Source organism: Nonomuraea zeae, from assembly GCF_005889725.1.
Classification (GTDB): domain Bacteria; phylum Actinomycetota; class Actinomycetes; order Streptosporangiales; family Streptosporangiaceae; genus Nonomuraea; species Nonomuraea zeae.
This window is the reverse complement of the sequence record NZ_VCKX01000331.1, coordinates 1-12,727: the sequence shown is the minus strand read 5'-3', so window position 1 is coordinate 12,727 and position 12,727 is coordinate 1. Positions and strand designations below refer to the sequence as shown.

General features: G+C 74.8%; 7 protein-coding genes. 3 read left to right on the top strand and 4 right to left on the bottom strand.

Annotated elements, in window-relative coordinates:
- The 4 genes from ETD85_RS53000 to ETD85_RS52985 all read right to left on the bottom strand — a co-directional run.
- A partial coding sequence (locus ETD85_RS53000) for a condensation domain-containing protein (RefSeq protein WP_240780002.1) occupies window positions 1-1,697 on the bottom strand: 1,697 nt, incomplete at its 3' end.
- A 16-nt stretch (window positions 1,698-1,713) separates the two neighbouring features.
- Window positions 1,714-2,316, bottom strand: coding sequence for an LOG family protein (locus ETD85_RS52995; protein ID WP_138697454.1), 603 nt, complete (start codon window positions 2,314-2,316; stop codon window positions 1,714-1,716).
- Complete coding sequence (gene ccrA / locus ETD85_RS52990; RefSeq protein WP_170247333.1) at window positions 2,313-3,665, bottom strand: crotonyl-CoA carboxylase/reductase; 1,353 nt, start codon at window positions 3,663-3,665, stop codon at window positions 2,313-2,315. Before ccrA ends, ETD85_RS52995 begins: the two co-directional genes overlap by 4 nt.
- Window positions 3,665-5,161 carry an amino acid adenylation domain-containing protein gene (locus tag ETD85_RS52985; RefSeq protein ID WP_170247332.1) on the bottom strand — a complete coding sequence of 499 codons (1,497 nt, stop codon included), beginning with the start codon at window positions 5,159-5,161 and terminating at the stop codon, window positions 3,665-3,667. Before ETD85_RS52985 ends, ccrA begins: the two co-directional genes overlap by 1 nt.
- A 143-nt stretch (window positions 5,162-5,304) precedes the next feature.
- Between ETD85_RS52985 and ETD85_RS52980 the strand changes: the two genes are divergently transcribed.
- The 3 genes from ETD85_RS52980 to ETD85_RS52970 all read left to right on the top strand — a co-directional run.
- Complete coding sequence (locus tag ETD85_RS52980; RefSeq protein ID WP_138697451.1) at window positions 5,305-9,507, top strand: SDR family NAD(P)-dependent oxidoreductase; 4,203 nt, start codon at window positions 5,305-5,307, stop codon at window positions 9,505-9,507.
- On the top strand, window positions 9,504-11,195 hold the full coding sequence (locus ETD85_RS52975) for a fatty acyl-AMP ligase (RefSeq protein ID WP_138697450.1): 1,692 nt from the start codon (window positions 9,504-9,506) through the stop codon (window positions 11,193-11,195). Before ETD85_RS52980 ends, ETD85_RS52975 begins: the two co-directional genes overlap by 4 nt.
- On the top strand, window positions 11,192-12,727 hold a 1,536-nt coding region (locus tag ETD85_RS52970), incomplete at its 3' end, for a type I polyketide synthase (RefSeq protein ID WP_170247331.1). The genes ETD85_RS52975 and ETD85_RS52970, both read left to right, overlap by 4 nt.

The window sequence follows — 12,727 nt, the reverse complement described above, 5'->3', positions numbered from 1 at the left end:
AGATGTGTATAAGGGACAGGTTCCACCCCAGGCGGATGGTTGCCGCTTTCAGGCGTCCCCACCCCAGGCAGACGGTCTCCGTCTTCGGGGGTCCTCGCCCCGCTCAGGAGGTCTCCGCCCTCGGGCGTCCCCGCCCCGCGCAGGGCGTCCCCGTCGAGGCCGGAGACGGACGGCTTCGCGGCCGGCCGGGGCACCCCGTCAGGCGCTGAGCCGGGGGTCGCCGGGCCGCGGAGGGTCGCGTGGCGCGGGTGCGGGGTCCAGTCGAGGGCGCTCAGCGGACGTTCCGGGTGGGCGGCGGCGCCGGCGAGGATCCGTACGTAGTTGCCGGCCAGCCACCCCGCGGTGCCGGCGTCGAACAGGTCGGTGTTGTAACGCAGCAGCCCCGAGATCCCGTCCCCGCCGGAGATCAGCTCCATCTCCAGATCGAAGCGGATCGCGTGCTGCCCGAGCGGGAACGTGGTCAGCTCGAGATCGCCCAGCCGTACCAGCATGCCGCGCTCGCCGGGCGCGGCGGCCCCCAGCGGCGAGGCCGCCGTCCCGGAGCCGGCCCGCTCGATCTCGCCGCGCTGCGAGGCGCGCAGCGTGAACGCCACGTCGAACAGCGGCGACCGGCTCGGGTCCCGGTCCACGCCCAGCCGCTCCACCAGCAGCGGGAACGGATAATCCTGGTGATCCAGGGCATCGAGCACCGAGCCGCGCGCCCGGCCGAGCGCCACGCCGAAACCCGGATCGCCGGAAAGGTCGGCCCGCAGCACCAGAGGGTTCACGAAATACCCCACGGTGCCGGCGAACTCCGGCCGGCTGCGCCCCGACGCCCACGTGCCCAGCAGGAAGTCCTCCTGCCCGGCCGCCCTGCCGAGCAGGAGCTGGAAGCCGGTGAGCAGCGCGGTGTAGAGGGTGGTCCCCGCCGAGGCGGCCAGCCCGGCCACGGACTCCGACAGTGCGGAGTCCAGCCGAAGGGCGTGCGCGGCGCCGTTGAAGCTCTGGTCCGCCGGCCGCGGCCGGTCGGCCGGCAGGCGCAGGACCGGCGGCGGGTCACCGAGCAGGCCGGACCAGTACCGCTCCAGCCGCCGGCCCTCGGGCCCCGCCAGCATGGACGCCTGCCACAGGACGTGGTCGGCGTAGGTCGCCGCCGGCGCGGGCACGGAAGGCACGCGGCCGACGGCGAAGGCCGCGTACGCCTGCCCCAGCTCCTCCAGCAGCTGGAACAGCGACCAGCCGTCGATGGCGATGTGATGGGTGACCCACAGCAGCACGGGCGGCCGGCCGGGCGAGCGCACCACCGTGACCCGGTAGACCGGCCCGCGCGCCAGGTCGAAAGGCCGCCGCGCCTCGGCGTCGAGCAGGGCCGCGACGTCCTGGCCGGCGTCTGCGTCGAGCACGCGGAAGGCGGCCCGGCCCGTGGGGCTCACCCGCTGCACGGGCGTGCCGCGCACGTGACCGTACGTGGTGCGGAAGATCGGATGCCGCTCGGTGAGCCAGTCGAAGGCGCGGCGCAGCGCCGCCAGATCGGCCTCGCCGTGGATGGTCCACGCGAACGGCATGTTGTAGGCGACGCCCGCCTCCGGCCTGACCTGGTCCATGAACCAGAGGGACCGCTGCCCGTACGACAGAGGAAGGGGCGCGGCGCCCGCCCGCATCAGGTCGGCGAGCAGCGCCCGCTTGTCCGCCGCCGACCTCGGCGCTCTTGTGTCCATGACCGTGCTCCGGGGGTCAGGCCACCTGGACGACCAGGCGCTCGACGAGCGCCATGGCCTCCTCGGGCGAGTCGGCGGTGTGGAAGGCGGGAGCGGCCCCGGAGATCAGGTTGAGGCCGCGCAGCGTCTCCACGAGGTCGATGAAGGCGTCCCACACGCCCTCGGGATTGATGATGATCATCGGTTTGGCGTGCACGCCCAGGTAGGTCGCCGAGATCACTTCGAGGATCTCGTCCAGGGTGCCGAACCCGCCGGGCAGCGCCAGGAAGGCGTCCGCGCTGCGCAGCATGTGCTCCTTGCGCTTGTAGAGCGTGTCGGTGACGTGCATCTCCTGCGCGGGAGCGGCGATGGCGCGCTCGCGCTCGTAGATGAAGTGCGGGATCACCCCGCGGATGGCCGCGCCGTGCTCGGCGGCGGCCCAGGCGACCTCGCCCATGAGCCCCGAGCCGCCCCCGCCGTAGAGCAGGCGGTAACCGCGCCGGCCGATGAGGCTGCCGGTCAGCCGCGCCGTCTCCACGATGGCCGGGGAGTTGCACTGCCCGGCGCCGCAGAAGACGCAGATCTCCAGGGGGTGGTTCCCGCGCAGCGGCACCCCTGCTTCCAAGGTCGTGGAGCTCATGTCGGATCTCCTAGCCGCGGACGGTACGGGTTGACGGCCGGCATGAGCCGCTGCCTGAGCTCGGCGTCGCGCACTCCCAGCCCCTCCTCGGGGGCCAGGCAGAGCACGCCGACCTTGCCCTGGTGGGCGTTGCGCCGTACGTCGTGGACGGCGTCCGCCGTCTGGTCGAGGTGGTAGCTGCGCGACAGCGTGGGCTGGATCCGGCCCTTGGCGACCAGCCGGTTGGCCTGCCACGCCTCGTGGTAGTTCGCGAAGTGCGTGCCGATGATGCGCTTGAGGTGCATCCACAGGTACCTGTTGTCGAAGGAGTGCAGGAAACCGGTGGTGGAGGCGCAGGTCACGATCGTGCCGCCGCGGCGGGCGACGTACACGCTGGCGCCGAAGGTCTCCCGGCCCGGGTGCTCGAACACGATGTCCGGGTCGTCCCCGCCGGTCAGGTCGCGGATGCACTGGCCGAACCTGCGCCACTCGCCGACGTTCGGCGTGTGCTCGTCGTGCCAGAAGGAGAAGCCCTCGGCGGTCCGGTCGATCACCAGCTCGGCGCCCGCGCGCCTGGCCAGCTCCGCCTTCTCGGGTGAGGAGACGACGCAGACGGGAGTGGCGCCGCCGCGCAGGGCGTACTGGGTGGCGTACGAGCCGAGCCCGCCCGAGGCGCCCCAGATGAGCACGGTGTCGCCCTGCTTCATGTTCGCGCCGTTGCGTGACACGAGCTGGCGGTAGGCGGTGGAGTTCACCAGGCCGGAGCAGGCCGCCTCCTCCCAGGTCAGGTGGGCGGGCATCGGCATGAGCTGGTTCGCCTTGACCAGGGCGAGCTCGGCCAGGCCGCCGAAGTTGGTCTCGTAGCCCCAGATGCGCTGGTCGGGGTCGAGCATGGTGTCGTCGTGGCCCTCCGGCCGCTCCAGCTCCACCGACAGGCAGTGGGCGACGACCCGGTCGCCCGGCCGCCACGCGCTGACCCCGGCCCCGACGCGCAGGACCACGCCCGACAGGTCCGAGCCGAGCACGTGGTACGGCAGGTCGTGCCGGCGGGCCAGCTCGCTGCGCCGGCCGTACCTGCGCAGGAAGGAGAACGTCGGCACCGGCTCGAAGATGGCCGACCAGACGGTGTTGTAGTTGACCGAGGAGGCCATGACGGCCACCAGCGCCTCGCCGGGCCCCACCTCCGGGGTGGCCACCTGCTCCAGGTGCAGGGACTTGCGGGGATCCTTGTCCTCGCCGGGCAGGCCGTCGAACATGTCGCTCTCGTCGGCGTGGACGGTGACGGCCGCGTACGACTCCGGCACGGCCAGCGCCGCGAAGGCGGCGGGATCGCTCTCGCCGCCGAGCACGGCGTCACGGACAGAGGTGATCATCGGGTTCCCTCCAGGGCGAGTCTGTCGAGCTTGCCGTTCGGGTTGAGCGGCAGCTCGGCGACGGTGCGGAAGCGCGCGGGGATCATGTGCGCGGGCAGGCTGCGGCCGCACAGCTCGCGCAGCTCGCGCGGCGCCGGCGGCGCACCCACCAGGTACGCGGCCAGCAGCGGCTCGCCGCCCGGCGGGGTCTGGACGGCCACGGCCGCGTCGGTCACGCCGGGCGCGCCGCGCAGCACGGACTCGATCTCGCCCAGCTCGATGCGGAACCCGCGGATCTTGACCTGCGAGTCGATCCGGCCGAGGTACTCGAACGACCCGTCGGCCAGCTGCCTGACCAGGTCACCCGTCCGGTACCAGCGGCGCTCGCCGTCGCCCAGGTCCACGACGGGGAAGCGCTCGGCGTTGAGCTCGGGACGGCCGACGTACCCGGCGGCGAGGGCCGTGCCGCCGACCCACAGCTCGCCCTCCACGCCCGTCGCGGACACCCGGCCGTCCTCGGCCACGACCGCCGTGCGGACGTGGCGCAGCGCGCGCCCGATGTTGGTCGGGGAGGAGGTGTCCAGCACCGTGCGGCGGTCGACCACCGTGCAGGTGGAGAACACCGTCGTCTCGGTGGGTCCGTAGATGTTGACGATCTCCTCGTGGCCGCCGGTGACGTCCATCCAGCGGCGGATGGTGCCCCGGTCGATCGCCTCGCCGCCGAAGACGAGATAGCGCAGCGCCAGCGGCGCCGGCTCCTGCTCCATCGCCCAGGCCAGGTACTTGAACATGCTCGGCACCTGGCAGAGCACGGTGACCCGGGTGCCGGCGAGCGTCTGGAGCAGCCGCCGCGGGTCGCGCGCGACGGCGGGCGGGATGACGACCACGCGCCCGCCGTACAGGAGGGGGCCCCAGATCTCCCAGACGGAGAAGTCGAAGCAGTGGCTGTGGAACCAGCTCCACACGTCGTCCGAGCTGAAGGAGAACCGCTCGCGCGCCGAGCGGAACAGCTCCAGCACCGCGCCCTCCGGGGTGGCCACGCCCTTCGGCCGGCCGGTCGAGCCCGAGGTGTAGATGATGTGGGTGGGGATCTCGGGCGAGCGCGCGGCCGGCGGCACGAGGGGCGCGCCGGCTCCGGTCACCTCGACCCGGGGCAGGCCGTCGAACGGCCAGGGCGCGCCGGGGTCGGCGCAGACCGCGCGCAGCTCGCTGTCGCCGGCCATGAACCGCACCCGCTCGGCCGGGTAGTCGGGGTCGAGCGGCACGTACGTGCAGCCGTGGCCGACCACCGCGACGATGGCGGCGACGACCTTCCAAGAGCGCCGCATGAAGATCCCCACCCGATCGCCCGGGGCCAGCCCCAGCTCGGCGAAGGAGGCGCGGATCTCGGAGACGCAGGCGGCCAGGTCCGCGTAGCTCACGGAGTCGGGCCCGTCGGTGACGGCGACCGCGTGCGGCCGGCGGCGGACCTGCTCGTGGAAGGCGGAGCTGAGAGAGCCGAATTCTTCGTCCACAGTCGAGGACGATCCCGGCTGCGGCCGCCTGCCGGTATTCGCCACCCGGCTAGGATTGCCGCCGCGACCCCGCCTTCCGGCCAGGTGCGTGTCACCCCTTGAGACGGGCGACGCGGCGGCGGCCGGTGACGACGCTTTGCGGTATGAACCGTGTCGTATTCCTCTTCCCGGGTCAGGGCTCCCAGTGGCCGGGCATGGGGCGGGCCCTGCTGGAGCGCGAGCCCGCCTTCGCCGCCGCCGTCCGGGAATGCGAGCAGGCGCTGTTGCCGCACCTCGGCCGGTCGGTGACCGAGACGCTCGCGGGGGACGCCGGCGCCGATCGGATCGACGTGATCCAGCCCGCGCTGTTCGCCCTGCACGTGGGGCTGGCCCGGCTGTGGGAGTCGCGGGGCGTCGTGCCGGCCGCCGTGGCCGGGCACAGCCTGGGCGAGGTCGCCGCCGCGCACATCGCCGGCGCGCTGACGCTCGCGGAGGCGGCGGCGGTCGTGTCCGCGCGCAGCGCGCTGTACCGGCGGCTCAGCGGGTCGGGCGCGATGGCGGTCGTGGGCCTGCCGTGGAGCGAGGCCGCCGCGGTGGCCTCCGAGCACCACGGCCGGGTGTGCGTCGCGGCGGCCAACGCGCCGTCCACCACGGTGGTGTCGGGCGACCACGACGCGGTGCACGCGCTGGTGGAGCAGCTGCGCTGGGAGGACGTCTTCTGCCGGCTGATCGACGCCGACGTGGCGGGGCACAGCCATCACGTCGAGCCGCTGCTGCCCGAGCTGCGCGCGGCCCTGGACGGACTGCGTCCCGCCGAGCCGCGGGTCCCGCTGTGGTCCACGGTCACGGGCCGGGAGCACGCGGCCTTCGACGCCGCGTACTGGTGCCGCAACCTGCGCGAGCCGGTGCTGTTCTGGCCGGTCGTGCGGGAGCTGCTGGCCGCGGGACACGACACGTTCGTGGAGCTGAGCCCGCACCCGACGCTGCTGTCCGGGCTGCGGGACACGCCCGCGCGGCTGCTGCCGTCGGTGCACAAGGAGGACCCGGGCGTCTTCGCCGCGTCCCTCGCCGAGCTGCGCGCCGTCCGGCTGTCCGGCGACGGCGTGCTGGGCGATCACCGGGTCGAGGGCGCGGCCGTCTTCCCGGCGGCGGGGCAGATCGCGGCGGCGCTGGCGTACGGGGACGAGCTGGCGGACGTGGTCTTCGAGACGCCGCTGGTGCTGGATGAGGTGAGGCTGCTGCGCGCCGACGTACGCGAGGACGCGATCACGCTCACGGCCGGAGGCGAGCCGATCACGACCGCCCGCCGCGCCGCGCCCGTCCCGCCCGCAGGCGCGGCCGGTGACGGCGGCGACCGGCTGGCGGCGGTGCGGGCCCGTTGCGCCGAGCCCGTGGACGTCGCGGCACTCTACGAGGGATTCGCCGCCCGGGGCATGGAGTACGGCCCCGCCTTCCGCGGCATCGTGCAGGCGTTCACCGGGGAGTCGGAGTGCCTGGCGCGGCTGCGTCCGGCGGCCGGGCCGCCCGCGGAGCCGTACCGGATGGACGTGACCGTGCTCGACGCATGCCTCCAGGCCGTCGCGCCCGCGCTGGCCCGCCGCCCGGCCGGGGCCGGGCAGGAGGATCTGCTGCTGCCTCGGAGCGTCGGCCGGGTCTCCGTGCCGGGGGATCCCGGCACGGCCCGGTGGGCGCACGCGCGGATCGCTACCGGCACGGACGCGCCGGGCGACGAGGTCATGGACATCGACGTCCTGGACGAGGGCGGCCGGGTCGTGCTGGCCCTCCGGCACGTACGGCTGCGCCGCATCGCCCGCGCCGCCCCCTCCGACGCCTGGATGTACGTGCCCCGCTGGACCCCGGTCCAGCCGGGCGCCGGCACGCCCTTCGACGGCGTCGTGCACCGCGTCCACCCGGACCACACGGCGGAGGAGGCGATCGAGGAGCTGCTGCTCCTGGCCAAGGACCTCACCGCACGCGAGCAGCCGCCACGGCTGTGGGTGGTGACCGGGCACGCCCAGCCGGTCGAGCCGGGCGACCCCGTCGAGCCCGCCCAGGCCGCCGTGTGGGGGCTCGCGCGCACGATCAGGCACGAACACCCCGAGCTGGAGTGCACCCTCCTCGACCTGGACACGCACGAACTCCCCGCCCGGTGGGAGCTGCCGGACGAGAACGAGGTCGCCTACCGGGACGGGCGACCGTACGCGCTGCGCCTGGCCCGCCGCCCCGCCCGCCCGGCGGCGCCGCACCGGGTCGTGCAGCCGGCCCAGGGCGACCTGGGCGCCCTGCGCCTGCACGGGGGCGGCGAGGACGCGCCGCCGCCCGGACCGGGCGAGGTGCGGATCCGGGTGCGCGCCACCGGCCTGAACTTCAACGACGTGCTGCGCGGCCTCGGCATGCTGGACCAGCAGGACGGGCTGCTGGCGTTCGGCCTGGAGTGCGCGGGCGAGATCGACGCCGCGGGCGCGGGCGTCACCGGGCTGCCCGCGGGCCGCCGCGTGGTCGCGCTGGCCGCCGAGATCGGCACGATGGCGTCGTACGTCACCGTGGACGCCCGCCTGGTCGCGCCCGTCCCGGACGACCTCGACCTCGTCACGGCCGCCACGCTCCCCGCGGCCTACGTCACCGTCCTGTACGGCCTGCACCGCCTGGCCCGGCTGGAACGCGGCGAGCGCGTGCTGATCCACGCCGCCGCCGGCGGGGTGGGGCAGGCCGCGATGGAGGTGTGCCGGCGCGCCGGCGCCGAGATCCTGGCCACCGCCGGGTCCGAGCGCAAGCGCGAATGGCTCAGAGCGCAGGGCGTCACCCACGTGTTCGACTCGCGCAGCACCGACTTCGCCGGGCAGGTGCTCGACGTCACCGGCGGCGCCGGCGTGGACGTCGTCGTCAACTGCCTGACCGGGGAGTCGGTGGACGAGGGGCTGCGGATCCTGGCGCCGTTCGGGCGGTTCGTGGAGCTCGGCAAGCGCGACATCGCGGACAACCGGCCGCTGCCGCTGGCCCCGTTCGCCAAGAGCCTGTCCTTCCACGCGGTGGAGGCCTTCTCGCTGGGCCGGCTGCGGCCGGACCTGGCCGGCGGGCTGCTGCGCGAGGCGGTGGCCGCGGTCGCCGACGGCACGCTGCGCCCGCTCCCCGTCACCGCCTATCCCGCGGCGCAGGCGGCCGACGCGTTCCGCCACATGGCCTCGGCCCGGCACCTCGGCAAGATCGTCATCACGTTCGACGAGGACCGGCTGCGCGCCGACGGCGTCCACGTCGTGACCGGCGGCCTCAGCGGGCTCGGCCTGGCCGCGGCCGAGCGCCTGGTGGAGCGCGGCGCCCGGCACCTGGCCCTGCTGGGCCGCCGCGCGCCGGACGAGGCGGCGCGCCGCGCCGTCGATCGCCTGCGCGCGGCCGGCGTCCAGGTGTCCGTGCTGGCCGTGGACGTGGCGGACGAGGCCGCGCTGGCCGCGGCGCTCGACGGCCTGCGCGCCCAGGGGCCGCCCATCAGGGGCGTCGTGCACGCGGCCGGGCTGCTGCGCGACGGCACGCTGGCCACCACGGACCTCGCCGCCGTACGCGAGGTGCTGCGCCCGAAGATCGCGGGCACCTGGAACCTGCACCGGCTCACCGAGCGCGACCCCGTCGAGCTGTTCGTGCTCTTCTCCTCCGCCGCCGGGCTGCTCGGCTCGGGCGGCCAGGCCGGATACGCCGCGGCCAACGCCTTCCTGGACGGCTTCGCCCACTGGCGGCGCGCCCAGGGACTGCCCGCCACCAGCGTCGACTGGGGACCGTGGTCGGAGATCGGCCTGGCCGCCACGCCCGACCGGGCCGGCCGGCTCGCCGAGCGCGGCATGGGGGGCATCGACACCGACTCCGGCCTGCGGGTGCTCGACGACGTGCTGGCCGAGCGGCCCGCGCAGGTCGCGGCCATCCCGCTGAGCCTGCCGGACTGGTTCGCGCACAACCCCGGGCAGGAGCGCTGGTCGGTCTTCGCGGACCTGCGCGGCGACCGGGCGGGCACGGGTCCGCTGCGGATCTCCACGCCGGACGAGCTGGAAGACGTGCTCACCGGCTGGGTGGCGGGCGTGCTGCGGACCTCGCCGGCCGCCGTCGACCCCGGGCTGCCGCTCACCCGCCTCGGCCTGGACTCCCTGATGGCGGTGGAGCTGCGCAACCTCGTCGAGTCCAGGCTGGGCGTCCGCCTGTCCACCACGGCCTTCCTGGACGGCCCCACCGTCGGCGAGCTGGCCGGGCGGATCCTCCCGCACCTCGGGGCGGCGCCCGCGGCCGACGGCGACGCCGGCGACCCGCTGGGCGCGCTGTCCGACGCCCAGGTGGACGCGCTCCTGGACGAGCTTCTCAACGACCACATCGGAGGTGTGGCATGACACCCACGTCGATCCTGTCCACCCTGCTCGACACCGCCGCCGACTACGGAGAGCGGCCCGCGCTGACCGTGCTCGGCCGCGAGGGGCCGGGACAGTGGACCTTCACCGAGCTGGCCACCAGGGTCATGAAGGTGGCCGCCCGGCTCACCGAGCTGGACGCCTGCGGCCGGCGGGTGCTGCTCGCCTGTCCCACGTCCATGGAGTACGTGCCGGTCTTCTACGGCTGCATGCTGGCCGGGGCGGTGCCCGTCCCGGTGTACATGCCGTCGCTCGCCCACTTCAGGTCGGCCTGGTCGAAGATCGCCTCGATCGCCGAGGACTCCGGCGCCGCCTACGCCGTCGCCCCCGTGCCGCCGCCCGAGGCCGGCGCGCTCGCCGACCTGCCCGGGTTCCGCGGCTGGCTCTCCTTCGACGACCTGCTGACCGGGCCCGCGATCTGGGACTGGGCCCTGCCCGGCGCGGACGACCTGGCCTTCCTCCAGTACACCTCCGGCTCGACCGGGCACCCCAAGGGCGTCATGGTGACGCACGGCGGCCTGGTGCACAACGCCACCGCCGTCGGCCGGGCCATCGGCGCGGGGCGGGACACGACCACGGTGTCGTGGCTGCCGCTCTACCACGACATGGGCATCATCGGCTCGCTCGTCTCCCCGCTGTTCTGGGGGGCGCATGTGGTCAAGATGTCGCCGCAGGCGTTCGCGTCGCAGCCGTACATGTGGTTGCGGGCGATCAGCGACTTCGGCGGGCGGCTCGCCTACGCGCCCAACTTCGCGTACGAGCTGTGCGTACGGAAGATCACCGACGAGCAGCTCGGCACGCTGGACCTGAGCCGCTGGCGGGTGGCGATCAACGGGGCCGAGCCCATCAGGGAGAGCACGATCAGCCGGTTCGCCGAGCGGTTCGCGCCGGCCGGGTTCCGGCCCGAGCACATGCGGTTCGCGTACGGGATGGCGGAGGCGACCCTGGTCGTCACCACCCAGCGCTGGACCGACCCCCACCCGGTGGTGCACGTGGGCGAGCGCCCCTACATCCGCTGCGGCCTGCCGGTGGACGGCATGACCGTGGCCATCGCCGACCCGGAGACCGGCCAGGCCCGCGCGCCGGGCGAGGTCGGCGAGATCTGGGTGTCGGGCCCGTCCGTGGCCGCCGGCTACTGGCAGCGGCTCGACGCGACCGAGGAGACCTTCCACGCCCGCCTCCCCGGACGGCCGGAACACTTCCTGCGCACCGGCGACCTCGGCGTCATGGCCGGGGGCGGCGTCGCGGTGGTCGGCCGGCACAAGGACCTGATCGTCGTCAACGGGGTGAACCACTACCCGCAGGACATCGAGTACACGGTCGAGCAGCTCAGCCCCGCCGTGCGCGGCGGCTGCACCGCCGCTTTCTCCGCCGAGCCCACGGGCGACGTGCCGCAGAGCGAGGCGGCGGTGGTCGTCGCCGAGGTCAGGCACGGCACGGGCGACCTCGCCGACCTGGTCACCGAGATCAGGCTCGCCGTGGCCAGGGAGCACGACGTGCTGCTCGACGGCGTCTTCCTCGTCGAGCCGGGCAGCGTGCCGAAGACCACGAGCGGCAAGATCCGGCGGCGGGCGAGCCTCGCCATGCTGCTGGCGCACGAGCTCCCGCTGCTGGCCGGCTGGGCGTCGCCCGCGTTGCCCGGCCTCGCTCCCGCGGCGGCCGGCCGATGAACCTGCTGGACCTGCTGCTGGAGCTGGTGGCCGAGCGCATGGGCGTGGCCGACGTCGATCCCGACCGGCTGTTCATCGACTACGGCATCGGCTCCACCGACGCGGTCGCGCTGGCCGGGGTGCTGGCCGAGCACACCGGCACGGAGCTGCCGAACAGCGCCTTCTACGAGCACCCGACGCCGCGCGCGCTGGCGGCCCACCTGGAGGAGGTACGGGTCGGCGGCCCCGCCCCGGCGCCTGGCGACTCGACCGGCCCCGGCGCCTTCCCCAGCGCCTCAACCGGCATCGGCGGTCTTGCCGCCGAGCCCGTGGCGATCGTCGGGATCGGCTGCCGCCTGCCGGGCGCCGGCGGTCCCGGGGAGCTGTGGGAGCTGCTCACGTCCGGCACGGACCTGGTCGGCCCCGTGCCCGCCGCCAGGGCGGAGCGGGACGAGGGCTGGGCCGAGCCCGGCGTGGGCATGGGCGGGTTCCTGCCGGAGGTGGAGGCGTTCGATCCGGCGTTCTTCTCCATCAACGCGCGTGAGGCGGCCGCGATGGACCCGCAGCAGCGCATGCTGCTGGAGGTCGCGCACGAGGCGCTGCAGGACGCGGGCCTGCGCCTGGCCGATGTGACGCGTACGGCCACCGGCGTCTTCGTCGGCATCAGCAGCAGCGACTACCTGGTCGGCCGGTTCTCCGGCGGGCTGGCGCCCGACGCGTACACGCCGACGGGCACGGCGCACAGCGTCGCGGCCAACCGCATCTCCTACGTCTTCGACCTGCACGGACCCTCGATGGCCATCGACACGGCGTGCTCCTCGTCGCTGGTCGCGATCCACCAGGCGGCGCTCGCCCTGCGGACGGGACAGTGCGACGTGGCGCTCGCCGGCGGGGTCAACGCGGTCCTGTCGCCCGACATCGGCCGGTGCTTCCGCACGGCGGGCGTGCTCGCGCCCGACGGCCGGTGCAAGTCCTTCGGGGCGGGCGCCGACGGCATGGGCAGGTCGGAAGGCACGGTCATGGTGGCGCTCAAGCGGCTGCCGGACGCGCTGGCGGCCGGCGACCGGGTCTACGCGCTCATCCGCGGCGGAGCGGTCAACAGCGACGGCCGGACCAACGGCCTCATGTCGCCGAGCGCTCCCGCCCAGGTCAGGCTCCTGCGGGCGGCCTGCCAGGCGGCCGGCGTGGCTCCCGGGCAGGTGGAGTACGTCGAGGCGCACGGGTCCGGCACCCGGCTCGGCGACCTGATGGAGCTGCGCGCGCTGTCGGAGGTGCTCGGCACGGCGCAGCGGCCCGAACCGCTGCCGATCGGGTCGCTGAAGAGCAACCTCGGCCACCTGGAGGCGGCCGCGGGGGCGGCGGGGGTGGCCAAGGTGGCGCTCGCCCTGTTCCACGGGGTGCTCCCCGGCGGGCTGCACGCCGACCGCCCGGCGGAGGACTTCGCCTGGGACGCCGGCGGGCTGCGGGTCCTGACCGGGCCGGAGCCCTGGGACGGGCGGCTGGCGGGGGTCAGCTCGTTCGGATTCGGCGGCACCAACGCCCACCTGATCCTC

What these genes read in the sequence shown, in the direction of transcription:
- ETD85_RS52975 (WP_138697450.1), top strand. Translation starts at nt 9,504, where the DNA reads ATGACACCCACGTCGATCCTGTCCACCCTGCTCGACACCGCCGCCGAC.
- ETD85_RS52995 (WP_138697454.1), bottom strand. Translation starts at nt 2,316, where the DNA reads ATGAGCTCCACGACCTTGGAAGCAGGGGTGCCGCTGCGCGGGAACCAC.
- ETD85_RS52980 (WP_138697451.1), top strand. Translation starts at nt 5,305, where the DNA reads ATGAACCGTGTCGTATTCCTCTTCCCGGGTCAGGGCTCCCAGTGGCCG.